Source organism: Lactobacillus sp. ESL0263 (assembly GCF_003692845.1).
GTDB classification, from domain to species: domain Bacteria; phylum Bacillota; class Bacilli; order Lactobacillales; family Lactobacillaceae; genus Lactobacillus; species Lactobacillus apis.
In genome coordinates this window covers 99,989-126,849 of record NZ_REHL01000002.1, presented here as the reverse complement: position 1 = coordinate 126,849, position 26,861 = coordinate 99,989, and the positions used below count along the sequence as shown (strand labels likewise).

The 26,861-nt window shown below is 36.7% G+C and carries 30 protein-coding genes; 4 read left to right on the top strand and 26 right to left on the bottom strand.

The window, feature by feature from the left end:
• Positions 1-18 precede the first annotated feature (18 nt).
• From F5ESL0263_RS01080 to rsmG, 13 genes are all read right to left on the bottom strand, one after another.
• On the bottom strand, positions 19-1,173 hold the full coding sequence (locus F5ESL0263_RS01080) for a cell wall metabolism sensor histidine kinase WalK (RefSeq protein ID WP_074426012.1): 1,155 nt from the start codon (positions 1,171-1,173) through the stop codon (positions 19-21).
• A 6-nt stretch (positions 1,174-1,179) separates the two neighbouring features.
• Positions 1,180-1,866, bottom strand: a complete 687-nt coding sequence (locus F5ESL0263_RS01075; protein ID WP_046305986.1) for a response regulator transcription factor — start codon at positions 1,864-1,866, stop codon at positions 1,180-1,182.
• 165 nt (positions 1,867-2,031) lie between these two features.
• Complete coding sequence (locus F5ESL0263_RS01070; RefSeq protein ID WP_122034201.1) at positions 2,032-3,012, bottom strand: ABC transporter ATP-binding protein; 981 nt, start codon at positions 3,010-3,012, stop codon at positions 2,032-2,034.
• Between the two features lies 1 nt (position 3,013).
• Complete coding sequence (locus F5ESL0263_RS01065; protein ID WP_122034199.1) at positions 3,014-4,540, bottom strand: ABC transporter permease/substrate-binding protein; 1,527 nt, start codon at positions 4,538-4,540, stop codon at positions 3,014-3,016.
• Positions 4,541-4,756: 216 nt separating this feature from the next.
• Positions 4,757-6,625, bottom strand: coding sequence for an ABC transporter ATP-binding protein (locus tag F5ESL0263_RS01060; RefSeq protein ID WP_109715077.1), 1,869 nt, complete (start codon positions 6,623-6,625; stop codon positions 4,757-4,759).
• Between the two features lie 3 nt (positions 6,626-6,628).
• Complete coding sequence (locus F5ESL0263_RS01055) at positions 6,629-8,353, bottom strand: ABC transporter ATP-binding protein (protein WP_122034197.1); 1,725 nt, start codon at positions 8,351-8,353, stop codon at positions 6,629-6,631.
• 143 nt (positions 8,354-8,496) lie between these two features.
• Complete coding sequence (locus tag F5ESL0263_RS01050; protein ID WP_122034195.1) at positions 8,497-9,279, bottom strand: DUF1129 family protein; 783 nt, start codon at positions 9,277-9,279, stop codon at positions 8,497-8,499.
• 9 nt (positions 9,280-9,288) lie between these two features.
• Entirely contained in the window at positions 9,289-10,389 is a 1,101-nt protein-coding gene (gene ychF / locus F5ESL0263_RS01045; RefSeq protein WP_074426017.1) for a redox-regulated ATPase YchF, read from the bottom strand.
• A 27-nt stretch (positions 10,390-10,416) separates the two neighbouring features.
• The gene (locus F5ESL0263_RS01040) at positions 10,417-10,692 is read right to left on the bottom strand and encodes a DUF951 domain-containing protein (protein ID WP_122034193.1); all 276 of its coding nucleotides are present in this window, start codon (positions 10,690-10,692) and stop codon (positions 10,417-10,419) included.
• On the bottom strand, positions 10,685-11,572 hold the full coding sequence (locus tag F5ESL0263_RS01035) for a ParB/RepB/Spo0J family partition protein (RefSeq protein WP_122034191.1): 888 nt from the start codon (positions 11,570-11,572) through the stop codon (positions 10,685-10,687). Before F5ESL0263_RS01035 ends, F5ESL0263_RS01040 begins: the two co-directional genes overlap by 8 nt.
• On the bottom strand, positions 11,550-12,329 hold the full coding sequence (locus tag F5ESL0263_RS01030) for a ParA family protein (protein WP_122034307.1): 780 nt from the start codon (positions 12,327-12,329) through the stop codon (positions 11,550-11,552). Before F5ESL0263_RS01030 ends, F5ESL0263_RS01035 begins: the two co-directional genes overlap by 23 nt.
• A gap of 16 nt (positions 12,330-12,345) precedes the next feature.
• Positions 12,346-13,182, bottom strand: coding sequence for a nucleoid occlusion protein (gene noc, locus F5ESL0263_RS01025; protein WP_122034189.1), 837 nt, complete (start codon positions 13,180-13,182; stop codon positions 12,346-12,348).
• Between the two features lie 15 nt (positions 13,183-13,197).
• Positions 13,198-13,920 carry a 16S rRNA (guanine(527)-N(7))-methyltransferase RsmG gene (gene rsmG / locus F5ESL0263_RS01020; RefSeq protein WP_122034187.1) on the bottom strand — a complete coding sequence of 241 codons (723 nt, stop codon included), beginning with the start codon at positions 13,918-13,920 and terminating at the stop codon, positions 13,198-13,200.
• A gap of 157 nt (positions 13,921-14,077) precedes the next feature.
• Here rsmG and F5ESL0263_RS01015 point away from each other — a divergent pair, with 157 nt between their 5' ends.
• A complete protein-coding gene (locus tag F5ESL0263_RS01015) occupies positions 14,078-14,614 on the top strand; it encodes a CvpA family protein (RefSeq protein WP_122034185.1) in 537 nt (178 codons plus the stop codon).
• Positions 14,615-14,777: 163 nt separating this feature from the next.
• A complete protein-coding gene (locus F5ESL0263_RS08755; protein ID WP_370448827.1) occupies positions 14,778-15,866 on the top strand; it encodes a C39 family peptidase in 1,089 nt (362 codons plus the stop codon).
• Positions 15,867-15,969: 103 nt separating this feature from the next.
• On the opposite strand, the gene F5ESL0263_RS01005 is transcribed toward F5ESL0263_RS08755, so the two are convergent.
• The 11 genes from F5ESL0263_RS01005 to yaaA form a co-directional block, all read right to left on the bottom strand.
• On the bottom strand, positions 15,970-16,899 hold the full coding sequence (locus F5ESL0263_RS01005; RefSeq protein ID WP_122034183.1) for an FAD:protein FMN transferase: 930 nt from the start codon (positions 16,897-16,899) through the stop codon (positions 15,970-15,972).
• Between the two features lie 8 nt (positions 16,900-16,907).
• On the bottom strand, positions 16,908-17,699 hold the full coding sequence (locus F5ESL0263_RS01000; protein ID WP_122034181.1) for a tyrosine-protein phosphatase: 792 nt from the start codon (positions 17,697-17,699) through the stop codon (positions 16,908-16,910).
• A gap of 84 nt (positions 17,700-17,783) precedes the next feature.
• The gene (locus tag F5ESL0263_RS00995) at positions 17,784-18,332 is read right to left on the bottom strand and encodes an NADPH-dependent FMN reductase (protein ID WP_122034179.1); all 549 of its coding nucleotides are present in this window, start codon (positions 18,330-18,332) and stop codon (positions 17,784-17,786) included.
• Between the two features lie 11 nt (positions 18,333-18,343).
• Positions 18,344-18,883: an NADPH-dependent FMN reductase gene (locus F5ESL0263_RS00990; RefSeq protein ID WP_122034177.1), complete on the bottom strand. Its 540-nt coding sequence runs from the start codon at positions 18,881-18,883 to the stop codon at positions 18,344-18,346.
• Between the two features lie 145 nt (positions 18,884-19,028).
• Entirely contained in the window at positions 19,029-19,667 is a 639-nt protein-coding gene (locus F5ESL0263_RS00985) for a TetR/AcrR family transcriptional regulator (protein ID WP_122034175.1), read from the bottom strand.
• A 102-nt stretch (positions 19,668-19,769) separates the two neighbouring features.
• Positions 19,770-19,988, bottom strand: coding sequence for a hypothetical protein (locus tag F5ESL0263_RS00980; protein WP_122034173.1), 219 nt, complete (start codon positions 19,986-19,988; stop codon positions 19,770-19,772).
• A gap of 483 nt (positions 19,989-20,471) precedes the next feature.
• Positions 20,472-21,146, bottom strand: a complete 675-nt coding sequence (locus F5ESL0263_RS00975) for an ABC transporter ATP-binding protein (protein ID WP_122034171.1) — start codon at positions 21,144-21,146, stop codon at positions 20,472-20,474.
• Position 21,147: 1 nt separating this feature from the next.
• The gene (locus tag F5ESL0263_RS00970; RefSeq protein ID WP_122034169.1) at positions 21,148-22,209 is read right to left on the bottom strand and encodes an ABC transporter permease; all 1,062 of its coding nucleotides are present in this window, start codon (positions 22,207-22,209) and stop codon (positions 21,148-21,150) included.
• A complete protein-coding gene (locus F5ESL0263_RS00965) occupies positions 22,209-22,730 on the bottom strand; it encodes a TetR/AcrR family transcriptional regulator (protein ID WP_122034166.1) in 522 nt (173 codons plus the stop codon). Before F5ESL0263_RS00965 ends, F5ESL0263_RS00970 begins: the two co-directional genes overlap by 1 nt.
• Before the next feature lie 156 nt (positions 22,731-22,886).
• Positions 22,887-23,492 (bottom strand): histidine phosphatase family protein, encoded by a 606-nt coding sequence (locus F5ESL0263_RS00960; RefSeq protein ID WP_122034164.1) that lies wholly within the window; start codon positions 23,490-23,492, stop codon positions 22,887-22,889.
• 29 nt (positions 23,493-23,521) lie between these two features.
• Positions 23,522-24,289, bottom strand: coding sequence for a peroxide stress protein YaaA (gene yaaA, locus F5ESL0263_RS00955; protein ID WP_122034163.1), 768 nt, complete (start codon positions 24,287-24,289; stop codon positions 23,522-23,524).
• A 62-nt stretch (positions 24,290-24,351) separates the two neighbouring features.
• Here yaaA and F5ESL0263_RS00950 point away from each other — a divergent pair, with 62 nt between their 5' ends.
• Positions 24,352-25,008 (top strand): hypothetical protein, encoded by a 657-nt coding sequence (locus F5ESL0263_RS00950; protein WP_122034161.1) that lies wholly within the window; start codon positions 24,352-24,354, stop codon positions 25,006-25,008.
• Between the two features lie 48 nt (positions 25,009-25,056).
• On the opposite strand, the gene F5ESL0263_RS00945 is transcribed toward F5ESL0263_RS00950, so the two are convergent.
• On the bottom strand, positions 25,057-25,404 hold the full coding sequence (locus tag F5ESL0263_RS00945) for a hypothetical protein (RefSeq protein ID WP_122034159.1): 348 nt from the start codon (positions 25,402-25,404) through the stop codon (positions 25,057-25,059).
• 178 nt (positions 25,405-25,582) lie between these two features.
• Here F5ESL0263_RS00945 and F5ESL0263_RS00940 point away from each other — a divergent pair, with 178 nt between their 5' ends.
• Positions 25,583-26,029 carry a hypothetical protein gene (locus tag F5ESL0263_RS00940; protein WP_122034157.1) on the top strand — a complete coding sequence of 149 codons (447 nt, stop codon included), beginning with the start codon at positions 25,583-25,585 and terminating at the stop codon, positions 26,027-26,029.
• A 63-nt stretch (positions 26,030-26,092) separates the two neighbouring features.
• Here the strand turns inward: F5ESL0263_RS00940 and F5ESL0263_RS00935 are convergent, their stop codons facing one another.
• A complete protein-coding gene (locus tag F5ESL0263_RS00935; protein WP_122034155.1) occupies positions 26,093-26,857 on the bottom strand; it encodes a ChbG/HpnK family deacetylase in 765 nt (254 codons plus the stop codon).
• Positions 26,858-26,861 lie beyond the last annotated feature (4 nt).

Below are 26,861 nucleotides of genomic sequence, written 5' to 3'. Positions count from 1 at the left end.
GTCAAAATTATAACACAGCTAGGCTAGAGATTTTGTATTCTTTGGGTCTAATGGCAAACAAATGATAAAACGTGTCCACTTATCGTCGGATTCACAGCGAATCTTGCCATGGTGCAAGTCGACTATGCTCTTGGTAATAGCTAAGCCGAGTCCAGTTCCACCAGTTTGAGTATTCCGCGAGCCTTCCATACGATAAAAACGCTCAAAAATTTTCTTTAAAGAGTCCTTGGGAATGCGCTCACCGTTGTTTTCTACCCGTAATTCAACCTCATTGTTATTAACTAAATTGGCAATCAAGTTTATTTGGGTAGCACCGGTACCATATTTCAAGGCATTAGTAATCAAATTATTATACACACGCACTAATTTTTCTGGGTCAGCTTGAATCGTCAAGTCTTTGGGTCTTGTTTCAATATTAAAAACAACCCCCTTTTCATCTGCTTCAAATTCAAACCCAGCTGCTACTTGTTCAAGCATTGAAAAAATATGCAGGGAGGTCAGGTTCAAACTAGTATTAGTAGATTTTAGCGTTGTATATTCAAGCAAATCATGTGCAAGTGACTTCATTTGTTCTGCTTTAGAATACGCAATGTTAAGGTAGCGTTGCTGTTCTTCTGGATCGTCTACACCAGATTTAAGCAAGCCGAGATAACCGATAATTGATGTTAATGGCGTCCTAATATCATGTGAGACGTTGCTAATTAATTCATCTTTTGATTGCTCAATTGCCCTTTCTTCATTAATTGCATTTACAGTACTGTCAACTAAAGAATTGATTGAATCAATTACCTTTTGTAAATCGGTTTTCACTTTAAACGAAATAGTGTGGTCAAAATGACCTTGAGCAATATAGTGCAGCTCTGAAATAACATGGCGCAACTGCATTTGATGATAACGCCTAATTAAACGCCAATATAAGACAATCAAATCGCCGATGCCCATCATGACCAAAAACGTATTTTGCCAGGACCATAGGTGCCGGCCCCCAGCAAACGTGATTGTTTTTTTCAAAAAATAAATACCGTTTACTAAGTTCTTATTTTGCAAAATCGTTAAATTGATCAAAATAACAATGGATAAATTGAGCAATAGGAGTAGCACAATTGTAATCACGCCTTCAGCAAACAGTTCACTTTTTTCCGTAGCTGTTAACTTGACATGTTCTTTATTCATTTTTATTTAGGCCTCAACCTTATAACCTACACCCCAGACAGTCTGGATAACGTCTTCACCGCCAGTAGCTTTTTGAATTTTGTCACGCAAATGCGAAACGTGGACCATTACAGTCTTGGCCGAGACAATAGATTCCTGTTGCCATACTCGTTCGAAAATTTCGTCGGCAGAAAAAACACGATTTGGGTGACTAGCAAGTAAATACAAAATGCCAAATTCCAAGGCCGTTAACTGAATATCTTTGCCATCAATTGTTTTTACTTCGTGTGAATCACGGTTAATAACTAGAGGCCCGATTTCCAAAACATCCGGTTCGTCATCCTTAACTTGTTTTTGACTACGACGTAAAAGTGAACGTACCCGAGCCATTACTTCAAGCGGATTAAATGGCTTTGAAACGTAGTCATCAGCACCAGTAATTAGGCCTTGAATTTTATCCATGTCGCCGGTTTTAGCTGACACAATAATAATTGGAATATCAGAGTCCTTTCGAACTTCTTTAATTACATCAATTCCGCTCATACTTGGCATCATTACGTCCAAAATCATTAACGAAATATCAGGTGTAGTAGTTAATTTAGTGATAGCTTCTTTACCACTATATGCTATAACCGGAGTATAACCTTCATTCTTTAGATAAATACTCAATAATTCAACAATTTCTTTATCGTCATCGACTACTAAAATTTTCATAGGGCTTTGTCCCTTCTTTTTATTTATTAATTATTGTGAATAATCTCTACCACTTATAGTGTAGCAGACTCTATAATTCATATTTTAGCTAATTTTGTTACAATCACCTAACATTCACACATAACTTATCTTTTTATTAAAAAAGCTGGGTACTTGGCCCAACTTTTAGCTAAAATCATTTATTCCATTTAAGTATTTAATTACCCATTGCCGGTCAAGAAAGCCAATAAATTTACCATCATGATCCTGAACTGCAACTTTTTCTGCATTACATAAAAGGCTGAGTACTTTAGCCAACTTTTCGTCAGCGCTAATTGTTGGAAGCTGCTCGCTTTTTTGTCCATGGTCTTCAGCCAGTCGATTGAAAAGGATTGCTTGCCTTACAGGAGTTTCGTAAATATCCTTGCCCAAACTGCCACGGAAAAAGTCTTGGACGAACTGATTGGCCGGATGACGCAAGATTTCATTGGGCTCACCCACTTGAAGCAGCTCGCCATCTTTCATGATTCCAATTCGATCCGCTATTTTAAGTGCTTCGCTCATATCATGGGTGACAAACACAATTGTGTTATGTAAATTTTCATGCAGGTCGACAACTAAGTCTTGTAAATTAGTTCGAGATAATGGATCAAGCGCACTAAACGGTTCGTCCATTAAAACAATTGGCGGCTGAGAAGCAATTGCACGTAAAATACCTATTCGTTGTTGCTCTCCGCCAGATAATTCACTAGGATAGCGAGAAGAATAGCTTTTAGGATCAAGTCCTACTTCGGTTAACAATTGCTCAGTTTTCCTTTGCTGCTTCTTATCCTTGCGCCGACATTCGCCCTTAATTTCTGGAATTAGCGAGATGTTTTGAGCAACGGTCATATTCGGAAATAATGCAATTTGTTGTAAAACATAACCAATATTCCAACGCAATTTCTGTAAATCATATGAAGTAGTTGGTTGCTCATTCACCAGCACTTGTCCGGTTGTAGGGTCTTCCAATCGGTTAATCATCTTAATTGATGTTGTTTTACCACTACCTGAATTTCCAACTAAGACGAACAATTCACCCTGCTTAATTTCGAGATTAAGGTCATTAATTACTAACTTATCGGCAAAAGATTTTTTTACATGTTCAAATTTTATTGCTGTCGTCATCTTAATTCTCCTTAATCAAATGATGCTTAACCAAATATTGGTGTGCAACTTTGCCAGGATCAACGTTTTTTACGTTAACTTCATAGTTCATTTCCTGCATTTCTTTTTCAGTAATCTTACCGGCAAGCTTATTTAGGCTTTGAACAATCTTTGGATGTTTATTGGCAAAATCTATGCTCATTAAAGGCGCACCCTGATAAATAGGAAAATTATGTTTATCATCCCGTAAAATGCTCAAGTGGTATTGTCGTAACTCACTATCAGTAGAATAGGCATCAACAATATTGACCTTATTTTGTTGAATTGCTTGGTAACGTAGTGCTGGTTCCATTGATTTAACAGGAAAGTCAATATCATAGAGCTTTTTAATTCCTTTAAAACCATCACCACGATCAATAAATTCCATGGTCATTCCACCCTTTAATTGAGACTGAATTGGTGCTAAATCGCTGATTTTATGCAGATGATGCTTGTTCATAAACGAAGTCTTTACTGCTAACGCATATGTATTGTCGTACGCCATTGGCTTTAACAAAGCTAACTTGTCTTGCTGTTTCATTAATTGCCGAGCTTTTTGATAAGTTTGCTGTTCGTCAAGCCCGGAAGTTGAAATTGGCTTTTTAGCAAAAGTCTCTAAGATTGTTCCGGTAAATTCTGGATAAATATCGATTTTATTATTTTTAAGTGCGCTATATAAAAAAGTAGTCTTACCAAAATTCGGCTTCAAAACAACTTTAACGTGTGCATCGCTATCTTCAATTAATTCCTTATACATATTAATCAAGATTTCTGGCTCTGAACCAAGTTTACCTGCAATAGTAATTGTTTCCGTGTGATTCTCCACAGCCTGATAAATACCTGACCCTGCTAGGAAAAACAGACAAACTGCAAAAACGCCTAAAGCCTTTTTCACAGATGCATGCTCAAGCCATTTAATTAGAGCGCTCAAGCAGATTGCCAGCGCACCTGAACAAACCGCACCAATAATAATCAAAGCAGTATTATTGCGATCAATTCCCAGTAAAATAAAACTACCTAGACCACCTGCACCAATTAATGCAGCCATTGTCGCCGTTCCAACAATTAACACCAGTGCAGTTCGAATACCAGAAATAATTGTTGGTAAAGCTAGAGGTATCTCAACCTTGCATAACTTCTGCATCCTTGACATGCCGAAGGCATTTGCAGCTTCTTCTAATGCCGGATCAATTCCAGTTAGGCCGATATAAGTGTTTTGAAAAATTGGCAGTAATGCGTAGACAACAAGTGCAATTACTGCTGGAACAGTGCCAATTCCAACAAGTGGAATTAATAATCCTAAAAGAGCTAGCGAAGGAATCGTTTGTAAAATACTAGTCACCTGTAAGAGAAATTCCGCCGCCTTTTTGTGCTTCGTTGCCCAAAAAGCAAGCGGCATGGCAATTATCATCGCCAACAATAGCGAAACAAGCGAAATTTGTAAGTGCTGTAAGAGTGCTACCCACAAATCGCCCCTGCGTTCGCTCAGAATTTGAAGTATTTGGTTCATCACTAATTTCCTTTTATTAATACCACATGCATGCTAATGCTGAATATAGTATTTTTAACCTATCATTATAATTTTATCTTTGTATAATGATAACACAAACAAGTGTTCTAAGCCAAATATCTGCTTTACGGTATTTCCTTTATTTGAGCGCTTTTTATGAGCATACAAAAAATCCCAACCTCTTCTAATAAGAGATTAGGATTTCTTAATTTAAGACTATTCGATTTCCTTTTTACCAGTATATAACTCGTAGTAATAGCCTTTTTCTTTCAATAGTTCTTGGTGATTACCAGCTTCAATAATGTGACCATGGTCGAGAACCAGAATCAAGTCAGAATTAACAATTGTCGATAACCGGTGGGCAATTACAAAACTAGTTCGTCCAGCCAACAGGTTATCCATTCCGGCTTGAACAAGTTTCTCAGTTTGAGTATCAATACTTGAAGTTGCTTCATCCAGAATCATTACTGGCTCATCAGCAATCATTGCTCGTGCAATACTTAGTAACTGCATTTGGCCTTGAGAAAGGTCTCCACCATTACCATCAATTACAGTCTTATAACCTTCATCTAGATTATGGATGAATTCATCAGCATGCGATAAATGCGCTGCTTGGTAAACATCATCATCACTTGCTTCCATATTACCAAATCTGATGTTATCCATTACAGTTCCGGTAAACAGGTGAGTTTCCTGCAAAACAATTGATAATGAATGACGCAAATCATCCTTCTTGATTCTACTAATTGGAATGCCATCGTAGGTAATTGTTCCTGAATTAATCTCATAAAACCGATTAATCATATTGGAAATAGTTGTTTTACCCGCACCAGTTTCACCAACAAGTGCAACTTTCATTCCTGGTTTTGCATCAAGAGAAATGTTATACAAAATTTGTTTATTTGGTGAGTAGCCAAAGTTAACATTGTCAAACACAATGTGACCTTTGACAGTTACTTGCTTAACAGATCCATCTTTTTGAGGAACATTCCAGTGCCATGCACCCTTAACGTCGCGATCCTTAGTGATAGTTACATCACCATCATCAGTTTCAACCGGTTCATCTTCCAAATCAAAAATTCGTTTAGCACCAGCCAAAGCCATTACGATTGAGTTTAATTGTTGCGAAATTTGCGCAATTGGCATTGAGAACTGTTTTGCTAGTTGCAAGAAGGCACCAATCACACCCAATGAAATTGGTGCGAGGTGGTTAAGTGAAACGGCACCACCAATAACTGCAATTAAAACATAAAGTAAGTTACCCATGTTACCCATAATTGGGAACAAGACAGTAGCGTATGTATTTGCTTTACCAGCTGCATTTTCTAGAGCATGATTGTAAGTTTCGAACTCTTCTTCAACTTCTGGTTCATGACTGAAGACCTTGATAACTTTCAGTCCATTAAGCATTTCTTCGTTATAGCCGTTAACTTGCCCAAGTTCTTTTTGTTGCAATTGGAAGTAGTGCGATGAACGAGAAGTTAGGAAACGCACAATTCCCAGTGAGAGCACAAACATCACTAAAGTGAAAATTGTTAACTGCCAACTTAAAGTAAACATCGCCACTAAAGCGAAGACAATGTTTAAAGTTGAGTTCATAAATTGCGGAATTGACTGGGAGATCATTTGCATTAATGTATCAATATCGTTTGTATAACGACTCATGATATCGCCATAGTCATTTTCATCAAAATATGAAATTGGCAATTTTTCCATGTGCTCAAACATTTCATTACGTACCCGATACTGAACCTTTTGAGCTAAAACAGCCATTAAGACGGCAAACAGGTAACTAGAAATAAAACCAATTGCATAAAAACCAAACATCACCACAATTGCTTGCCAAAGTGGACCAAAATTTGGATGTGCTTGTTTTGTTAGAGGAATAATATAAACATTAATTAACCGTTCAATAAATAGTGATCCAATTATGTTAGCCCCTGCCGACAAAATAATGGCGATGATAGATGTAATAAGCATCCAAGGACTAGTATTTGCGATTAACTTCAATAATCTAAATAAGGTAGTAGTTCGCTGCCCCTTCATTTCTGCATTTTTATTTGTCACTGCTTTATCCAAATTCATCACCTACTTCTTTTGTTCTTCTTGGAATTTAGCAATCGAGCTATACAGATCGTTACGCTTCATCAACTCATCGTGGTTACCAATGTCTTGAATGTTACCATCATCCATTACGATAATTCGATCTGCATCCTTAATTGAAACAATTCGTTGGGAAATGATAATTTTAGTCGTATCAGGCATTTCTTGTGCTAGCGATTCACGAATTTCACGTTCCGTTTGCGTATCAACTGCCGAAGTCGAGTCGTCCAAAATTAAAATCTTTGGTTTCTTCAAAAGTGCTCTGGCAATAGTAATTCTTTGCTTTTGACCACCAGAAACGTTGTTACCGCCTTGTTCAACCATTGTGTCGTATTTATCAGGCATTTCTTGAATAAAGTCATCCGCATGGGCAATCTTTGAAGCAGCTAAAATTTGCTCGTCAGTTGCATTCTCATTTCCCCATTTCAGATTGTCCTTAATTGTGCCAGAGAATAACACGTTGTTTTGCAAAACAACCGCAACATTATCACGTAAAGTCTTTAAGTCATAAGATTTAACGTTATGTCCAGAAACACGAACTGCACCCGAGTCCGTATCATATAAACGCGGAATCATTGAAACTAAAGTTGATTTTGATGAACCAGTTTTACCAATGATACCTAGTGTTTCACCAGGCTTAATTTTTAAGTTTATATCATGCAAAGCATAATTCTTATCATCCGGATTGTACTTAAAGTTAACGTGATCAAAGATGACTTCACCATTAGTAACTTCTTTTAATGGCTTACGTGGGTTTTCAATAGATGGCTTCTCATTGATTACTTCAGCAATTCTTCGACCACTAGCTGCTGAAACTACCAGTTGGGTAAAGATCATTGCTAAAATATTCAGACTGTTTAAAACAGAGTTTGAATATGAGAACATTGAAATCAATTGACCGGCTTGTAAAGTACCACCAACGATTTCCTTTGCACCAAACCAGCAAATTGCTAAGTTTGAAATATTCAAAACAGCTATCACAACCATTGAGTTAAGTGACATGATTTTTTGTGCTGTTGAAAATAGCTTATAAATAAAGCCAGACGACTTCTTAAACTTAGTCGTTTGCTCATCTTCTTGAACATATGTCTTAACTTCACGAATACCACGGATGTTTTCACGAACTACCTGGTTCATCTGATCGTAGCCCCTAAAAATTTTAGGGAAATATGGGTTAGCACTTTTAATAATAAGTGCCATGATAATCACGAAAACAGGAGCAATAACGACAAAGATTAACGACAATCTAGGGCTGATGATTAGAGACATAATGATTGAAACAATCAACATCATTGGTGCTCTAACAGCAATTCTGATCAGCATTTGATATGCCATTTGAATGTTGTTAACATCTGTCGTCATTCTAGTTACAAGACTGGAGCTGGAAAATTTATCGATGTTTTCAAACGAAAAGTCTTGAACATGGTAAAACATATCTTTTCGCAGATTAGCAGCAAAACCTGCCGCAGCGTGAGCGGAGAAATAGCTCGCACCTGCACCTAAAACAAGTGACACAATTGTAATCACGAACAACAGCAAACCTGTTTTCATGATATACGGCATGTTACCCTTCATGATTCCATTATCAATTAAAATACCAACTAAATATGGTATCAGCATTTCAATGATAACCTCACCAATAACAAAAAGTGGGGACAGCAAAGATTGCTTCTTGTACTGCCTAATTGATTTACGCAGTGTATTAATCATTAAGTACCTCTTTCTATCCACGGGAAAATAGCTATTTCTCGGAGTGCAAATTTTAATTTAAAAGGATAAATAGACTTAAAAATCTATTTATCCTTGTAAATATATAGTTATTTAATTATAGACCTTTTTTTTACAAAAAGCACCTATTTGTTTGTTGTCGCCGGATTAAAAACTGAACCAATTATTTGGAAGTGACGACGGAATACCCAACGAATTCCATATGCTGCAGCTGCAATAATAATGTTAGCTACTCCAGACAAAACAGGATTAATAATTCTTAATGCTGGAATTGCCAATACCCAGAAGCAAGCAAACAGAATTACCAGCATCAGAACAAAGCCCCAAATCAGTTTTGACCAAGGAATTTTTCTGTTCTTTCCAGCTGAAGGTAAAACCCATTCATTATATTTGGTCATGAAGACACCCATTACACCACCTACAAGAACTAGTGACAAAATTCCCATTTGCGAATTATTCTTTGAGTTTGGCGTAAAGAGTGCAATAACACCAAAAATACCAACAAATAATGCAATATATAAAAGTGCACTATCTACTGCATATTGCCAAAATGGAATATCAGCTGCAGTCTTTTTCTTTGGCTTTAACATATCAGCTGCCTTGAGTTTTGGTGCCATGCCATAAAAAGTAGAAGCTGGTTGACCATGGCGTTGAGCAACAACTAGGTCAGCCAATAAATCATCAACCCGTTTATTTGCATCTTCAGCGCTCATTTTGCCTTGAGTTTCTAATTCTTTTTGCAAGCGATAAATGTAATCAGAGTTCTTATTACTTAACTGCTGACGCAGTTGCTTCGGATTCATTTCCTTCACTTCATCGTCTTTGTTTTGACTCTCAACTTTTTCTTTCAGCTTTTCTTGCTTATTCGTATCTATTTTTACTTCTTCTTCAGTTTTCTTTTCAGCCATTATCTTTTCCTAAACATTAAATCTAAATTCAATAATGTCACCGTCTTCGACTTCGTAATCTTTTCCTTCAAGGCGCAACTTGCCGGCTTCTTTAACCTTTTGCATTGTTTCATATTTGTCCAAGTCAGCAAATGAAACAACTTCAGCACGGATAAAGCCACGTTCAAAGTCTGAGTGAATTACACCAGCAACTTGTGGGGCTTTCATGCCTTCATGGAAAGTCCACGCACGTGTTTCTGGTCCACCGGCTGTGAAGAAAGTTCTAAGTCCTAAGATATGATATGCTGCTCTGATTAAGCGGTCTAGTCCTGACTCACTGACACCTTCAGCCTCTAAAAATTCAGCTTTTTCATCATCATCAAGTCCGGCTATTTCTTCTTCAGTAGCAGCTGAAATTCCTAAGCACTCAGCATTTTCACTTTCTGCATGCTTTTTAACGATTTGGAAGTATTGATCACTTTCAGGATCGGCCATAGAGTCTTCAGCAATATTGGCAACATAGATAACTGGCTTAGCTGTCAATAGGAACAAGCCTTTAACAATTTTTTGCTCTTCTTCATTGAAACTGATTGAGCGTACGGCCTTGCCCTCTTCTAAAACTGGCTTAATTTTTTCCAAAACATCAAGTTCAGCTTTAGCTTCCTTATCTTTTTGTTGTGCAAGCTTCTTTACCTTGTCAATTCTACGGTTAACTGCATCCAAATCAGAAATTGCCAATTCCAAGTTAATGGTATTGATATCCTCTTCTGGATCCACCTTACCAGTTACAGAGGTAATGTTGTCATCTTCAAAGGCACGTACTACATGAACAATCGCATCTGTTTGACGAATGTTCTCTAAGAACTTGTTACCAAGCCCTTCACCTTTTGATGCACCCTTAACCAAGCCTGCAATATCAGTAAATTCAAAAGTTGTGTGAACAATTTTTTTCGCAGGTACTAATTCCTGAATTCGTGCCAAACGCTTATCAGGTACTTCGACCATCCCTACGTTTGGTTCAATCGTGGCGAATGGGTAGTTAGCCATTTCGGCCCCCGCCTTAGTAATTGCGTTAAATAAGGTTGACTTCCCAACATTTGGCAATCCAACAATACCAGCAGTTAATGACATCTTTATCCTCTTCTTTTTACTTCTAAATTAATTATTATCTTGATTAAAATTTGGTTGGGCAATATTTTCCTTTGGTACAAAGAATTCATTTTTCTTATTTACAGGATCATTTGCCTTAGTTAAAACTTTTTTGAGATTATGTTCAAACTTTGATCTCGGCATCATTACAATGTGACCACAGCCCATACACTTTAAACGAATGTCAGCGCCCAAGCGCAGGATTTCCCATTCATTCACTTTACAGGCATGAGGTTTTTTCATCAAAACTGTATCTGCCAAGTTATAAGTGATTGCCTTATTCATCAAGATCAACACCCAAGATATCGAGAATTCTGTTCAGCTCATCGACTGAAGAAAATCCAATTGATAAACGACCGTTACCTTTTTTGCTTTCGGAAATATTAACTTTGGAACCCAACTTATCAGATAATTGATGTTCGCTTTCCCTAATAAAGGCTGACTTCTTAGTCGTCTTCTTATGAGGCTTCTTTGCGTTAAGACTAGCTACAAGTGCTTCTACCTTACGAACAGGCATCCCCTCTTTAACTACTTGCTTGGCAACCTCATCAATTTTATCTTTGTTTTTTAGCCCTAGCAGTGTTCTAGCCTGACCCATTGAAAGGTCACCATGCTGCAGAAGGTGCTTGGTTTTGCTAGGCAAAGTAAGTAAACGCAGGTAGTTGGCAATATATGGACGTGACTTACCCATCCGTTTTGAAACTTCTTCTTGTGTTAAACCCAAATTCTTTTGCAGCATTTCATAAGCTTGCGCTTCTTCTAGCGGTGTCAAATCCTCACGTTGCAAGTTCTCAAGAACAGCCACTTCCATCATTTGACTTTCTGTAAAGTCACGTACAATCGCTGGAATTGTTGTTTTCTTGGCTAACTTGGAAGCACGATAACGACGCTCACCCGCAATAATTTCATAACCATTAACGGATTTACGGACAATAATTGGTTGAAAAACGCCGTTTTCCTTAATTGAATCTGATAATTCTTTCAGGGTTTTATCGTCAAAACTCTTACGCGGTTGATAAGGATTGGGCCTAATATCGCCAAGATCAAGGTCCTTGATTTCTTCTTCAGTTTCTTCAATCTGTGGCTCATCTTCAAACAAAGCTTCAATCCCACGGCCAAGACCGCCTTTTCGCTTCAATTCTTTATTTTTTGAGTCTCTTTCCATGATTCTTCAACACCTCCTTAGCTAAATCATCGTATACCTTGGCACCTCTTGAATTAGGTGCGTATTCTGTAATTGCTTCGCCGTAACTTGGAGCTTCTGCCAGTTTAGTTATCCGAGGAATAATAGTTTTATAAACCTTATCTGTGAAGTAAGACTTTACCTCTTTAACAACTTCTGCGCCTAAATTAGTTCGCGCATCCAGCATAGTCATCAATACGCCTTCAACACCTAGGTCCTTGTTAAAGTGCTTTTGAACTAGACGAATGGTATTAAGCAATTGACTTAGCCCTTCCATTGCATAGTACTCACTTTGAACTGGAATTAAAATTGAATTTGAAGCTGTAAAGGCATTAATTGATAATTGTCCTAAAGAAGGCGGACAATCAATGAAAATGAAATCATAATCGCCACTAACTGTATCAAGCGCTGACTTCAGTCTTGTTTCGCGTGCCATCATGCTGATTAGTTCAGTTTCTGCTCCTGAAAGATTAATGGTGGCTGGCACCAAATCCAGCTTATCAGTTGAAGTATGGAAAATTGTGTCTTTGAGTGGAACATCGTTAATCAACACACTGTAAATATCTTGATCAATTTCCGATTTTTCAATTCCTAAACCAGAAGTTGCATTCCCCTGAGGATCAATATCGACAATTAAAACGCGGTACCCACGTTCTGCAATCGAAGCTGCCAAATTAATAGTGGTGGTGGTTTTACCAACACCACCCTTTTGGTTAGCAACCGAAATTACACTTACCATATTTTCCATGTGCAACCTACTTTCTCTTTAATTCAATCGTAATCATATAGTCGTCAGGCGTGTTGTTCTCTTTGACCTTAACCTTGATACCCGATTCCTTGGCCAACTTAACTGCACGCTTGATTGTGTTAATTTGAACCTGCATGTCCTTAGGTACCCGATTAACAGCACGTTTTGTCTTTTCTGCCTTATCCTGGTCTTTTTTGTTTTCAAAGTAGCCATCAACATCTTTGACAATTTTTTCTGTGTCGCTAACGTTGAGGTTATTAGCCAAAATTTCGTCTAACACACGTCCTTGGTCCTTCTGACTTAAACCTACCAGACAACGGCCATGACGTGGCGAAATTTCTCCACTAGCTAGGTAACTTTGAACTTTAGGCGATAACTTCAACAATCTCATCTTGTTGGCAACATATGATTGAGATTTACCAATATTTTGCGCAAGAGCTGTTTGCGTCAAATTATTTAGTTTCATTAAATTGTTATATGCTTGCGCCTCATCGATTGGATTTAAGTCTTCTCTTTGTAAGTTTTCAATTAACGCTAATGATGCAGCTTGAGCTTCATCCATATTGTTAACAATTGCAGGAATGGTTTCCCAGCCTAAATGTTTAGCAGCACGAAAACGGCGCTCACCTGCAATGATTTCATATTGCTCGCCCTGTTCGCGAACCACAATTGGTTGCAGCAATCCTTCCTTATCAAGTGTCGTTGCTAATTCACGAATTGACTCATCGGAAAACTCACGTCTTGGTTGATAAGAATTTGGAACGATTTTAGTTAATTCAATATCTTGAATTTGTTTATCTTTAGGAATTTCATCGTGATGTCTTAAAGAAGAAAATAGTGACATATGATTGTCCCCCTATTAATGAATTGGTTTACGATGCGGTGTCCCCGCTTGTCGTGGATATTTCTTGGGTGTCATTTTGACTTTTTGAACAAGAATCAGCGTTCTTTCCTCGCTACTATAAGGTAATTGCAGTTCTTCAACCTTGCTAACCTTGCCACCAAGAGTTGTGATTGCCTTTTGACTATCTTTTAACTCATCATCAGCTTTAGGTCCCTTAAGTGCAATGAAATTACCATCTTTTTTGACTAGAGGTAAGCAATATTCACTCAATACCGCCATATTGGCAACTGCACGAGCAGTTACAAGATCAAACTGTTCACGGTATTGCTTGTTTTGACCGACATCTTCGGCGCGACCATGAACAAGTGTTACATCCTTTAGATCTAACTTATCAACAAGTTCTTGCAAAAAAGTTAATCGCTTACCTAGAGAATCGACAATAGTGATTTTGATTTCTGGTTTTATAATTTTGAGCGGAATTGACGGGAAACCCGCACCAGCACCAACATCGCATAATTCACTGCCTGATTTAAAAAGTTCATCAAACATGAATAGTGGCGTAACACTGTCAAAAAAGTGCTTAAGATAAACATCATTTTCTTCAGTAATTCGCGTGAGGTTAACATGCTGATTAGCTTCAATCAAACTAGTAAAGTATTGGTTAAATTGGTTGATTTGCTTTTCATTTAATTTAAAATTACGCTTTGATAATTCTTGGACAAATTGTTCAGGATTCATTTTTCACCCGTGAAACCTTGTTTCACACCCTATAAATTTAACGCTAAAAGCGGCTTATTGTAAAGCCATTATATCTTATTAATTATGAAATATTTTTTGACTGCCGTCAAAGTCTAAATCAGCAAAATACGCTATAATATCGTCAAAGGAGATCAATATGATTGTTACTTTAATTGTTTTAGTCTATTTGGCCCTAAAAACATATAAGGGATACCAAACCGGTTTTACCAAATTAATTATTAATTTGATTTTCGCAGCAGTTGTTTTTATCGCTGCAATCTTATTTCAAAATCCTGTTGGCAACTGGCTTTATAGCCAAATTACTGGTCAAAACATTCAAACCAGTTTGACTCCCAGTACCAATTTAATGATTTTTCGGTTCTTAGCCTTTTTCATCATTTTATTTGTTGGCAAATGGCTAATCAAAATTGTTAAAGGCTGGTTTCCAAGCAAAAAGCCTCACTCAACCAGTTTTGGTACGCTTTTAGATGGTGTTTTAGGCGCAACCGCTCAATTTTTTGCTAGCTACTTTTTCGTCTATATAATTTTGTCGATGCTAAATGCTTTGCAAAATCCATGGTTTATTCAGCAAACACTTAATTCACCATTTTTACGTTTTATAATTTATAGTACACCAGGCCTATCTAATGGTATGTTCAACTATATTTTTAGTATTAGTCGAACAGCTGCATAAAAAAGTTAAACAAATGAAAAGGCAACTACGATTGCCTTTTTTATTACTCTTTTTTTAGATTAACTTTTTCCATTTAAAAATATGCCAAATTAATTGGTGATTGTAGTAAACTAGTTTTGGTAAGATAATTTAACAATAATATATGAAATTTTGGAGGAAAAAAGTGGATAAAAAATCAGTGCTTAAAAAAATAAAGACACTTTCTGCTGCAATCTTGCTTGCTGCTCCGATTGCAAGCTCAAGTATCGTTTCAGTTGTTAGCGCTGCTGATGAGGCTCAATCACCTCAAAGCAGTCAAACAACTCAAACACAGCAACCTAGTCAAACTGAACAATCAGGTAAAACTGACCAAACAGATCAATCTGGGAAAGCTGATCAAACAAAGACGCCGTCTTCATCCGATCAGACAAAAGCGCCTTCGACCACTAATAAGGGGCAAACAACAACAGCTTCAAATAAAAAGGTTAAGACTTTTAAAGTAGCAATTGTTAAGAAGAACTACGGCATTTATCAAGGCAATTTTGAAAACAAAAAATCTAGCTCAAAATACTTCCACAAGACTTTTAATGTCAGCAAAACTTTTACCCACAACGGTAAAAAATACTACTGGATTAACCAAAAAGGCAAACCAACAATTGGCTATATTAACAAAAACGCTGTAGCAACACCTAACCAAGCTAAAATTGTTAAGGCGCCATATGTCAGCCAATATGTTCCAGTTAAAACACCTTGGGGCTGTGCAGGTGCTTCAATGTCGATGTTACTTGGCTCACAAGGTCAAAAGATTACTGCAAGCTTCTTAAAGAAAGTACAAGACAACTTACCAATGCAACCAACTAAGGGTGGTCAAAAAGGTAATGTTTATACTGGTGTCGGTTTTGGCTATGTAATCAGCCCAGGTGCTTTAGCTAAATATGCTCGTACCTTTAAGACAGGTAAAAATGTTATTAACATTTCTAGCAAGAAATTAACCTTAGACGACATTAGAATGTACGTTCAAGGTGGAAAGCCAGTTCTTTACTACGGCTTCTCTTCATACCAAAAACCCGGTGACAATGTACGTAACCACTGCAAAGTTATTGTTGGCTATGAAAAAGGTAAGTTCCTAGTTTATGACCCTCTATACTACTCAAAGCATGATGGTGCCGGTACTGGTGGTAAGAACATGAACTACGACCATGGTGCAATTTCTTGGCTTCCAAAAGCAACGATTCAACACGAATTCTGCCATAAAGCTATCACTATTAAATAAATTCAATTATTTTAAAAAACGAAGCTGGATAAATTTTAGCTTCGTTTTTTGTTACTTAATGAAAAAACTGCTTTTACCATACTGTAAAAGCAGTTTTAAATCTCTATTGATCAAAATTATCATATTCAACGTGTTCATCATTATATACAAAAACGGCGCCAATTCGATCAGGATCGTCATGCCAGCCCTCAATTGGATGTCCCGCAAAGAAAAGACGTTTGCATTCAATTTCAGCTTCAACTGAGTCCTTGGTAAAAGTAGTTATACCCGCCAAATCAGTTTCTACCGGATAGCCAGTTCTTGGATCAATCAAATGATGATACTTATGACCATCTACAACTAGATAGCGTTCATACGTGCCACTGGTTACAGCTGAGCACTCTGGGACCGTTACTGTTGAAATGTTTTTACCACGTGGCTCTTTAGGATCTTGAATACCAACCGTCCACTGACCATTCGCACGCTTAGGCGAATCATTAACAAGCAAAATGTTACCACCAAGATTGATGATACCAGCTCTGACACCGTAAGCATGCCAAAAGTCACGAATTCGATCAGCAATCCAGCCCTTAGCAATGCCACCTAAGTCAAGTTCCATTCCCGGTTTCTTCAAGTAGACTGTTTGATTTTCATCATCTAATTCAACACTAAATGGATCAATTAATTTCATTTTTTCTTGTATTTGCTCATCAGTTGGAACATGTGCGTCCTTAAAGCCAATTGCCCACAGCTTAACTAATGGACCAATCAATGCATTAAAGCCGAAGTTTTCTCGGCTTTGTTCAACTGCTAACTTAACCAAACCATAGACAGCACTTGAAACCTGAACTGGTTCCTTACCTGCAGCGTGATTAATATCCATTACTTCTGAATTTTCACGATTTACCGTCAATAAATCTTCGTAGTGATCAATCAGATCAAACGTTTCATTAATCAAAGTATCATCAGTTGTACCAAAAATTTGTAAAGTAATTGAGGTACCTAAGGCATGATGCTGACCTGTTGCCTGCTCTAAAGTTAAATTTTTAATCATTATGTTTTCTATTTCTCCAAGTATTTTTCTCTAATTAGTTCTTGCATTTGGTTATCAATCTCAAGTTCATTAGTAATGTATGAATCAAGGCCACCAAAATTTTCATTAATAGTGATTAAGCTGGTGTCAAAATAAGAATTAGCAACCGAGCCTAAAACGCGCATATTGGCACGGAAATTGTCATTTTCTCCTGCTTGCTTAAAGTGCTGGTCACGAACTGCACGATAATCATTCAACATGTAGTTTGAATAAAGATAGTCCTGTCGAATTACCTCCATATCTACGCCTAAAATGTATAAAATAATAATCGTTACCAGACCCGTACGGTCCTTACCTTCAGAACAATGGTAAAGAATTGCCCCGTCATCATTTTCTGCTATCAATTCAATAATATGATGAAAGCTTTGCTTGGCTGACTTATTAAGGATATGTCGATGATAGCGGCGACACATCAACTTAAAACCTGCATATTGGTCTTTACGATATTCAGCAAATTCCTTACCCATATCAAATCCGTGTCCACCGGTATTATCTTCAGCTGAAAGTGGACAAGCATAGTGCTCCACATTGTCCAACTCTTTATCCGGATTTTGTTTACATTCAGCTGGTGAACGTAAATCAATAATTGTATGTAAGCCGTAATCTAGCAAAAACTGCTCATCAGCTGGCGTTATTTCACTCATATTACCAGTCCTCAGTAAACGGTGGGTTCGAATTTTACGACCATCAGATCCAATATATCCTCCGATGTCGCGAGGATTACGAACAGATTTTATTGGCAACACAATTGGTGCAGTCATAGACAATTTCCTTCCTGACAAAAATAACCGGATAGTTAATTCTATCCGGTTATTTTACTCTCTGCTAAACAATCTAGCAAAAGATTATTTGTTTGCTTGTTCAATAAACTTGAAGAAGTTATCCATCATACCGTCTAATTGCTTGATTGTTGCTTCGTCAGTTAATTCACCAGTTTCTTTGTCAAACTTACTTGGAGCTTGACCAATTAAAACTTCGTTACCTGGCAAAACATTAGCGCTCATATCTGGTGAAAGCAAAATTTCACGCATATCTTCTTGCGCACGAGCAGTACCTTGAGTACCGTATGAAGCACCGACAACTGCAACTGGCTTCATCTTCATTACGTTAGGACCAGCGTGTGAGCCTAACCATTCAAGACTGCTCTTTAATGCAGCAGTTATAGTATGTGCATATTCTGGCGTAGTAATGATAATAGCATCAGCATTCTTAACATCTTCGATCCAAGGCTTAATAGTGTCATCAGCCATTTCCGTTCTACAGAATGGAGTCAACTTATCAATTTCTTTTACTTCAATATCTGCCTTATCACCATAACGCTTAGCAATGAATTTTGCTAAAAAACGGTTATATGAGAGATCAGCGTTTGTACCAACAATAGCTAAAATTTTCATTCTTGGTCCTCCTACTTAGTAACTTGTGCGTACCAACTATCAACTTCATCAAAGAAGTGACCTAAGAATTCAACGGTAGACTTATTTTTCAAGTTACCATTTTCATCAAATTGTTGAGGTGCAACACCCATCATAAACTCATCGCCATTAAAGACATTAGCATCAAAACCAGGTGCTGTCATCAAGGTCTTCAAACGACTTTGTGAACGTGAAGCACCCTGAGGCATTGGAGAAGTTGAAACAATAGCAACAGGCTTATCCTTAAATGGATGTGTTGCACTTGATAACCATTCAAGTGCACTACTTAAAGCACTAGTTACAGAGTGCTGTTGCTCCGGTGAACCGATCAAAACCAAATCAGCGTCTTCAATTTCTTTAGTTAAAGTTTGAATTGATTCTGGAGCGTCTTCACCTTCTTTAAACATTGGCAATCCCTTAACAGTTGCTAATTTAAAGTCATATTTGTCAGCAAATTCCTTAGAGATAAACTTAAGTAATGCTTCATTAAAAGAATTATTGGCATTTGAACCAGATAATGCAAGGATTTTCATAAAAAACCACCTTTCAAGTAAAATAATTTCTTAAATAATTATAACATCATCTACATTTTTTGAACAAAAAACATAATCATAAACCTATAGAAGTTTAATCTTTTTATTCTATAACCCTTGTTATATATGGCTTTTTATTAAGAAATTATTTTTTATGATTTTTTTTCTTTTTTGCTCTAGCTTCTTTAACATCTTCAGTATCGAACAGAGAAACGGTGCTAGTCTCACTTAGCCAATCGTTAATAACCGCGTCATTAAGCTGCGCAGACAGCACGTTTACGATTTGCGTTTGCGAAAAGCTTGCAATGCCATTAACGATTAAAGACGCAATTCCGATAGTGGTAATCCAATTGGCAATTACAATATTTTTGATTTTTTCATTTGTATGACTGTCATCCGGATACTGCTCTTTAAACTTAAGAATTCCGAGCTCAATCAAAGTATCTGAAATAACTTTGCTGCCAAACTTTCCATCAACAAACATTGCACGAAAAAGATTTTCATGTTGCTCAGCAAATTCAATGTATGACAAATCCATATCTACCATAGGTTCACTGGTGTATTGCTTTTGCAAAATATTACTTCTTAGATTGTCCGCAATTTGATGCAAAACTTCGTTGCGCAACTCATCCATGCTCTCAAATTCAAGATACAATGGCTGTGTTGAAAAGTGGCCTGCTTTAGCAATGTTTCGGGCAGTTAAGCTTTCAATGCCATCTTTAACAACCATTTTATAAGCAATAGCTAAAATTTTCTTTTTCCCAATTTCTTTTTTTCTTGCCATAAGGTTTTTCCTTGATTAATTTAGTACCTATAAATTTCCCTGCTCGCTATAGGTAATTACGACAATCAGACTATTAAAATGCCTATACCTGCAGAAAGCTCTTTAATTTTCGTTATCCGAAAATTCATCGTAATATGACGAAACCATATCACTAATTTCGTCTTTACTTAGACCTTGAGATGCGCAAAATGAAAAGAATGCAGCAGATAAAATATATCCTCTCTCGCGATCATCCGTTAAATTGTCAGAAAATCTCAAGTTAATACTTTGATTCTCATAATCTGTTGTTATTTCTATTGCTTTATCTTCTGGAAGTTCCATTTTCTACCTCAATTTTTCATTACTTAACTCTTTGCTTGTCACTCAATTTTCTATAGCTATTTGCTATGGCGTAAAATCGCGACTTCACAATACAAAAACATCTTCTTTAACATAATTTTTTGCTATTTTCTCTTAAAAAAACATTTCGGCTCAAAAGACTAATAATTGTCTTAAAGAAACCTCATTTTTAATCTGTTTATTGAATTGACAACAGTACCATCTCATAAAATAACAATTAATTATCCAATGTTAAGAATAGTAAATTTAAAACTATTTTGTCAAGAACAATGTGCTATTTTATACCTAAAAATATTAGTTCCTCTAGTAGCCTCAACGAATAACGTTACCTAATAATAAACCCGAAAAGTGGAAATTTACTATTAAAAAGCAATAAAAAATAGCCAGTTTAATTATTGTTAAAAATGTTCGTACACAATAACAAATAATTAAGCTAGCTATGAAAGGTATATACTAATTAAAGAACTACTGTTTTTTTATCATTTCCCCATCCATCATTTCGTAAATATGATCAGCATATTTTTCCAATCTCGGGTCATGAGTCACTAAAATGACTGCTTTTTGATAATTTTTGGCAAGATTTTTGAACAATTGGCCTACTTCGTCTACATTTTTACTATCAAGTGATGCTGTTGGCTCATCTGCCAGTAAAATTTTGGGATTAGCATAAAGTGCCCGAGCAATTGCAGCACGTTGCTGCTGACCACCAGACAGCTCACTCGGATACTTATTTACTAGTCCAGTAATTCCCAACTGTTCTAATAACTTGTCCATTGTTGCTTGGTTAAGGTTGCCTTGCTTTTTTACATGATCAACAAGTTCAAACTGCTCTTTAACCGTTAAAAAAGGAACCAAGTTGTATGCCTGCAAAACAAAACCAATCTGATTCAGACGCAATGCATTACTTTGCTTAGCAGAAATATTAGCAATATCCTCACCGTTAATGTAAACCTGTCCAGATGTCGGCTTTTGTAAAGAACCTGCAATCGTTAAAAAAGTGCTTTTACCCGCTCCAGACGGTCCCATGATTAACACTACTTCGCCTTCATTGGCCTTGAAATCTATTTGCTTAAGCGCTTGAACTTCTGCTGCACCTGTTCCATATACTTTCTGAACATTTTTCAATTCAATAACTGCCATTTTATTCACCTATCGCCTTAGCTGGATCTACCTTTAAAATTGATCTAATCGGAATTAAGCTACCGATAATTCCTGTTAATAGCATGCCACATGTTCCACTTAAAATAATTTGCGGTGTAAAGCTCATTGGAACTGCAGCAGGCAGAACTTTTGCGGTTAACCACATTGCAGCCAAACCAATAATTACTCCAACTACAACCAAAATAACCGATTGGCTGACTGTTGCTGCTACTAAAGTTCTACTTGGAATTCCTTGAGCCCTCATTACAGCAAAATTATGCATCTTTTGCATTGTCAGAATGTACAAAAAGACCGCAATAATAATTAACGAAATAACGAACAAAAAGCCAATCATTAATTGGAAAGTCATATTTTGAGCTGTGTAACCCGGCAGCTTTTTAATGAACTGAGCAATCGGGTAAGTCTTACTGTTAGCGTGATTATAACTGTAATTTGCGTTCCGAGAAATTATTGCTGATGCCTTTATATTAGGCATCCCTTGACGTAATTTGCGCCAACTTGCTAACGAACCATAAATAATTGGTGCAATATTTATCTTGGCGTTTTTAACAAAACCAACAATACGATACTTGTTTGCGGAGCCGTTTAATTCAAGCTTGTCACCTAGCTTATAGCCTTTTGTCTGAAAGGCTTGATCGACCACAACTTCACGATCCTTTTTGGCTTTTCTACCAGCAATTAATTCCTGATCATCGTAAATAAACTGATCTTTCTTTACCCCAATAAACTGGGCCGAAACCTGTGGGCGGTTACTGTTTTTAGCAACTACCGGTGTTTGACCAAGTAAGGCTTCATTTTTGGTTATCTTGGTTTTGCTCAAATCATCTTTAGTTAAAAGTGATTGACTCATGCTCACATTAGCATTTTTATTTAATACCACTTGCTTGGCATCCCAAGACTCAATTGCCTGCGTATTTTCACTCGCTAAACCAACTGCTAGTGACGATAAGATAAAGATTAAGTAGCTGATTAGGAAAATCATTAAAATGATCAATCCATAACGCAGCTTTTCCCGTTTAATTTCTTTAATCGCTAAAAACATTAATCTGACTCCTTTTTAAGTAGCGTCAAGCCCACCTTGAGCTTAGACAAAACAAGCTCCTTTTGCGTTGGTTCAGCCAGTATTTCCCTAATAGCAGCATGACTGAGAACCATAGCGCTCCAACTTTGCGGACTTAATTTAACTAACACGTCCTGAGGAAATGGTTTACTAACTGTGCTCTCGTTATACAACATATGCATTTTAACTAATTTGGCATATTTACTACCTTGCGTTTGATTAATGAAATCAACCACATTCTGATAAAAAATTTCAGGCTGATAGTCTGCTGGCATCTTAACAAAAGAATGAATTTGTTTCATTGCGAGCTGATACAGATATCCATATGCATCAGACAAATCTTCAAAGTACTTGTAAAAAGCTCCACGGGCAATTTCAGCCTCTTTAACAATCCGGGCCACCTGTGCCTCAGCCAACGGATGATTGCTAAATTCGTTGAGTAAGGCCTGGGTAATTTTCTCTTTTTTGTCCTGTGGTAAATTTACGAAAGTTGGTTTTACCATTTCCTCATCTCCTTTTTTCAAAAAGTGACACTGTGTCACTTTGCTAAAATATTAACTCTTATAATTTTTTCCGTCAATTAAAAAGCTCTTGCACTTTTTAACCAACTTAAAAATTTAGCAATAAAAAAGAGCTCTTTTTCGAACTCTTTTCTCTATTTATTTAAGCACTAATAATCGATTGTAATAGTTTATCCGGGCCACATGATCACGGTATGAAATTTTAGCTAACGCGCAGTTATCAATTGTTTCAAATGCATTGATATCTCCTGCTGTAAAATAATGGGCAAACATCATTCTAATTAACGTGCCATGACAAACAACCAAAATCTTTTTATCGAGATATTTTTCCTGCAATTCATCGAGAAAGCTGCCGCAACGTTGATCAAGTTCCGCAAAAGTCTCGCCATGTGGCGCGTATTTAACGTAATTAGCTGCCGCTTTTCCCCATGGATCAATCGCATCCGGATACTTTTTGCCTAATTCTGTTAAATATTTTCCATCCCACTCACCGAAATTGAACTCTACTAAGCGCTCATCAGTAATTATTTCTTTTTGACCTTTGGTAAAAATTTGCGCTGTTGTCAACGCTCTTTTCATCGGACTACAAAATACAAGGTCAAATTGATTAGGATCAAAATTTGCTGCAGCTTCTTCTGCATATGTACGCCCCTCTTGGTCAAGGTCATGATCAAAGCGTGACCCTTGAATTTTCCTAGTCTTATTTAAATCTGTCTGACCGTGCCGTACAAAAACAATTTCCATGCTAATCTCCATTTACTAACTTATCGGTATTAATGTCGCTTGAAGTCAAAGTCTGTTCGAAAAACATACCTACTAGATGTGCTTTCTTCAGCAACAAACTGAAAGCCAAAATCATCAAATTGCTGCAATTCTTCTGGCTGCTTAAGTTGATTTTCTGAAATAAAACGAACCATTTCACCTCGTGCCATTTTAGCATGAACGCCAACTGTCTTCCATTGACCATTTTTTTGTTCCTGAAAATCAATCGTAATCATTTGTCGTTTGCCAGATAAGTACGGCGCAATATTCTTTGAATATTCCTTTGAAGCCAAATTAATTACGACATCATTTTTATCAAAGAGATTATTGGCCAAAGTTTCGCCCCAATATTTATAAAGGTTGGGTTCTCTAAAACCCAAAACTTTGTTCTTCATCTCTAGGCGGTATGGCCACACGCCATCAAACGGACGCAAAACACCATAAAGACCAGATAAAATACGCACATCTTCCTGCAAGTAGGCCAAGGCTTTAGCTGTAAACAAGTCTGGTGCCATATACTGATATTGAATACCTGAATAAGAAATGATTGCTGGCGTTAAGCCATCTACTTCAGTTATGTCCAGTGTAGCGAGTTGCTTTTGTCCTTCTTCAGTAGTACGATCGCTTCCACCCCAAATTGACTTTAATTGCGTGAAACTACACTTTTTCAAAAAGTCGGATAGTTCTTTTGCCTGAGTTAAAAACTGCGGTTGTGATTTCGCCGCAAAGGCATTAGTGTCTACTTTCATTTTCATTGCTGGTGAGATAATAATTTTCATCTTTCGTATTTACCGCCTTTTAGGTTAAACTTAATAGTATGAGTATTAAGGAGAGAGATTTAATGAATCCTGATTTTGCTATTATCTTAAATTTTAAACTAAAAAGCACCAAAGATATAGATGCTGATTTTTTAGTAAAAACTGCACGCAATATTGGTGCTAGAGCTGTTGCAACCGATCAATTACAAGCTGACTTCGAAAAGGCTTGTGCTAAATATACAATTGCCCTAGTTGATGCGCAAACTGGAGTTGATTTAACTCCTGACAATGTAATTGATGAAATTATTAATCATCGTAAAGATGGAAACAGCATATTTATCAATGTTGAAGTGGATTCTGCTAATTCACTTAGTGAAAGCACGACAGAAATGTTCACTACAATCAACAATTGGATGCACATTTTTGGCCACGCTTTAAACGAAAGCGAGCCATGCGCATGCACTAGCGACAACGGTTTCGTCTTGCAAAACCGTCACATGCAGTATCAAAAATATGTTTTTGTTAAAAAACCACTAGCACAAGAAGTAGTGGTAGACGGTATTGCAGTTGAACCTAACCGAATTGAAATGATCGAAAAGCGAGCTGAACCAAAATTTAGCTATGAAGATGGCAAACTAACTATTGATTTAGCAGATATTCCTGAAAGTGATTTTGACTGGCAAATTATTCGTGTACAGGAGCACAGGCCAGAAGACGATATTAAAGAAACTAAATTTTAGTTTTTAAATCCAACTATAAATAGCACTTAGTATAAACTAAGTGCTATTTTATTTTTGATTTAGATACTCTAATATTGGTTTGAGATCCTCTTCTTTTTTCTGTTTTGGAGTATCAGGTTTTTTCAGGATTTCAAATGCAGGTTGAACTACCGCATATATCTCCCTGTTCTCTAAACTATCAATCGTCAAATAACTAATTTTAAAGTAGGCCTCCAAACCAGTTGTATCATTTTCATCTAAAGCCTTTTGTATGAGGAATATAAACACCTTTTTCAAGTTACGAGTTCTTTTCTTTTTTTCACGTTTCTTATCATAGACAGGTAAAAATAGCGCTACGCAAACAGCAGCAATCTCTGCTATAGCTGTTACCCACTCAGATAATGGTCCTATTTCCATGATATCACCTCTGTTCAATTATACTATCTCATCAAAAAGTTCAACTATTTTTATCACTACCAATGGCTAAGCATTATTATTCATACTGTATTTTTTATAGTGAATTTACACTACAAAATTAACTATATGCAACATGAATAATTTACAATAAACTAAAACACATCAAGGAGAGTTATAAATGAAATCTAACAAACCGTTTTATCAAAAGTGGTGGCTTTGGTTAGTTGCCTTCTTTGCCCTTACCTTTTTCGCTAATGATTCAACTTCAAGCGAGCATCAGAGCAATCAAACTAATGAAGCTCGCTCTGTAGAAGTTACCCACAAAAAAGATGCACCACAAGCCAAAGCAAAAGTTCAGGAACTTATAGTTAAACATAATAATCAAAAACCCACAAAGCAAGTACTGACCGTCAATAAAAATGTTGCTCAGAAAACGCAGTTTAACCAAGTAAAATATTACCGTCAAGGAAAAAGTCGCGTTGTTTATATTGCACCTAGGTCTGGTAGTAGATATCATTATGATCCTAACTGCCGTGGTCTCAGGCCTGCAAGAGGAAATATCTCTAAAATATCTAAGAAAAATGCGATTAGCCGCGGCTATACTTTATGTAAATGGGAAGATTAAAAAATAAAAAAGCAGAGTTTGTAAAAACTCTGCTTTTTCTATTTCTTTGATACAATATCATCTTTAACTTAATTCAGTATATCTAGCTAAATGTAGTCCTTTATCCTCAATTTCCTGTACTACTTTTGGATCACATAAAAAGTCCACTTCTTGTGTACGTGGAATAGTTAGGCTGGATTGCTGAATAATGCTTTGATCTAAATATCCTGGGTGGCATACCATCATTGGCACATTATCTTCAGGACTAGCAAGAGCAAATTTGACGGTGTCAGCGAAAGTACGATATGGATCATAATTTGGCTTCATGCTGTCCATAAAAGTTGTAATTGTTGTATTGTTTTTAAACTTAACTGGGTTTAGGTCTAAATCGAACGGCAATAATGGTAAATTATGCCTTTCAGCAACTATTTCAAGGCCTTTTAATAGGTTTGCACTATAAACAGCATGTGCTTCGAAATAATCTGGCTTTTTACCAACAATTTTTAAGAAATGCTGATATTGCGCCTCAATTTCAATAATAACTTCGTCTAAATTAACTATATCATGCTCGGCAGTTCGATAAACCTTAGAAGGTTTGAATAAACCATCAGATGTTACCAAACTTGGTATTTTCTCTGGATCTGTCAATGGCTTACCTGCACAAATCACTGTATGCATCCCAATATCAAGATCAAATGGTTTCAACAAATCTAATCCATGAAGCGTATCTTTCATGTTAACCATTACGCCAACATTATTGATTAATCCATTTTTGACGCTTTCATAGGTTCCATAATTGACGCCCTTAGAATAGCCTAAATCGTCTGCACGAATAATTATGTTTTTCATATTT

Bases quoted from the DNA above. Each gene is read 5' to 3' on its own strand.
- F5ESL0263_RS01080 (WP_074426012.1), bottom strand. From the start codon at position 1,173: ATGAATAAAGAACATGTCAAGTTAACAGCTACGGAAAAAAGTGAACTG.
- F5ESL0263_RS01075 (WP_046305986.1), bottom strand. From the start codon at position 1,866: ATGAAAATTTTAGTAGTCGATGACGATAAAGAAATTGTTGAATTATTG.
- F5ESL0263_RS01070 (WP_122034201.1), bottom strand. From the start codon at position 3,012: ATGACGACAGCAATAAAATTTGAACATGTAAAAAAATCTTTTGCCGAT.
- F5ESL0263_RS01065 (WP_122034199.1), bottom strand. From the start codon at position 4,540: ATGAACCAAATACTTCAAATTCTGAGCGAACGCAGGGGCGATTTGTGG.
- F5ESL0263_RS01060 (WP_109715077.1), bottom strand. From the start codon at position 6,625: ATGAATTTGGATAAAGCAGTGACAAATAAAAATGCAGAAATGAAGGGG.
- F5ESL0263_RS01055 (WP_122034197.1), bottom strand. From the start codon at position 8,353: ATGATTAATACACTGCGTAAATCAATTAGGCAGTACAAGAAGCAATCT.
- F5ESL0263_RS01050 (WP_122034195.1), bottom strand. From the start codon at position 9,279: ATGGCTGAAAAGAAAACTGAAGAAGAAGTAAAAATAGATACGAATAAG.
- ychF (WP_074426017.1), bottom strand. From the start codon at position 10,389: ATGTCATTAACTGCTGGTATTGTTGGATTGCCAAATGTTGGGAAGTCA.
- F5ESL0263_RS01040 (WP_122034193.1), bottom strand. From the start codon at position 10,692: ATGAATAAGGCAATCACTTATAACTTGGCAGATACAGTTTTGATGAAA.
- F5ESL0263_RS01035 (WP_122034191.1), bottom strand. From the start codon at position 11,572: ATGGAAAGAGACTCAAAAAATAAAGAATTGAAGCGAAAAGGCGGTCTT.
- F5ESL0263_RS01030 (WP_122034307.1), bottom strand. From the start codon at position 12,329: ATGGTAAGTGTAATTTCGGTTGCTAACCAAAAGGGTGGTGTTGGTAAA.
- noc (WP_122034189.1), bottom strand. From the start codon at position 13,182: ATGTCACTATTTTCTTCTTTAAGACATCACGATGAAATTCCTAAAGAT.
- rsmG (WP_122034187.1), bottom strand. From the start codon at position 13,920: ATGAATCCTGAACAATTTGTCCAAGAATTATCAAAGCGTAATTTTAAA.
- F5ESL0263_RS01015 (WP_122034185.1), top strand. From the start codon at position 14,078: ATGATTGTTACTTTAATTGTTTTAGTCTATTTGGCCCTAAAAACATAT.
- F5ESL0263_RS01005 (WP_122034183.1), bottom strand. From the start codon at position 16,899: ATGATTAAAAATTTAACTTTAGAGCAGGCAACAGGTCAGCATCATGCC.
- F5ESL0263_RS01000 (WP_122034181.1), bottom strand. From the start codon at position 17,699: ATGACTGCACCAATTGTGTTGCCAATAAAATCTGTTCGTAATCCTCGC.
- F5ESL0263_RS00995 (WP_122034179.1), bottom strand. From the start codon at position 18,332: ATGAAAATTTTAGCTATTGTTGGTACAAACGCTGATCTCTCATATAAC.
- F5ESL0263_RS00990 (WP_122034177.1), bottom strand. From the start codon at position 18,883: ATGAAAATCCTTGCATTATCTGGTTCAAATGCCAATAATTCTTTTAAT.
- F5ESL0263_RS00985 (WP_122034175.1), bottom strand. From the start codon at position 19,667: ATGGCAAGAAAAAAAGAAATTGGGAAAAAGAAAATTTTAGCTATTGCT.
- F5ESL0263_RS00980 (WP_122034173.1), bottom strand. From the start codon at position 19,988: ATGGAACTTCCAGAAGATAAAGCAATAGAAATAACAACAGATTATGAG.
- F5ESL0263_RS00975 (WP_122034171.1), bottom strand. From the start codon at position 21,146: ATGGCAGTTATTGAATTGAAAAATGTTCAGAAAGTATATGGAACAGGT.
- F5ESL0263_RS00970 (WP_122034169.1), bottom strand. From the start codon at position 22,209: ATGTTTTTAGCGATTAAAGAAATTAAACGGGAAAAGCTGCGTTATGGA.
- F5ESL0263_RS00965 (WP_122034166.1), bottom strand. From the start codon at position 22,730: ATGGTAAAACCAACTTTCGTAAATTTACCACAGGACAAAAAAGAGAAA.
- F5ESL0263_RS00960 (WP_122034164.1), bottom strand. From the start codon at position 23,492: ATGGAAATTGTTTTTGTACGGCACGGTCAGACAGATTTAAATAAGACT.
- yaaA (WP_122034163.1), bottom strand. From the start codon at position 24,289: ATGAAAATTATTATCTCACCAGCAATGAAAATGAAAGTAGACACTAAT.
- F5ESL0263_RS00950 (WP_122034161.1), top strand. From the start codon at position 24,352: ATGAATCCTGATTTTGCTATTATCTTAAATTTTAAACTAAAAAGCACC.
- F5ESL0263_RS00945 (WP_122034159.1), bottom strand. From the start codon at position 25,404: ATGGAAATAGGACCATTATCTGAGTGGGTAACAGCTATAGCAGAGATT.
- F5ESL0263_RS00940 (WP_122034157.1), top strand. From the start codon at position 25,583: ATGAAATCTAACAAACCGTTTTATCAAAAGTGGTGGCTTTGGTTAGTT.
- F5ESL0263_RS00935 (WP_122034155.1), bottom strand. From the start codon at position 26,857: ATGAAAAACATAATTATTCGTGCAGACGATTTAGGCTATTCTAAGGGC.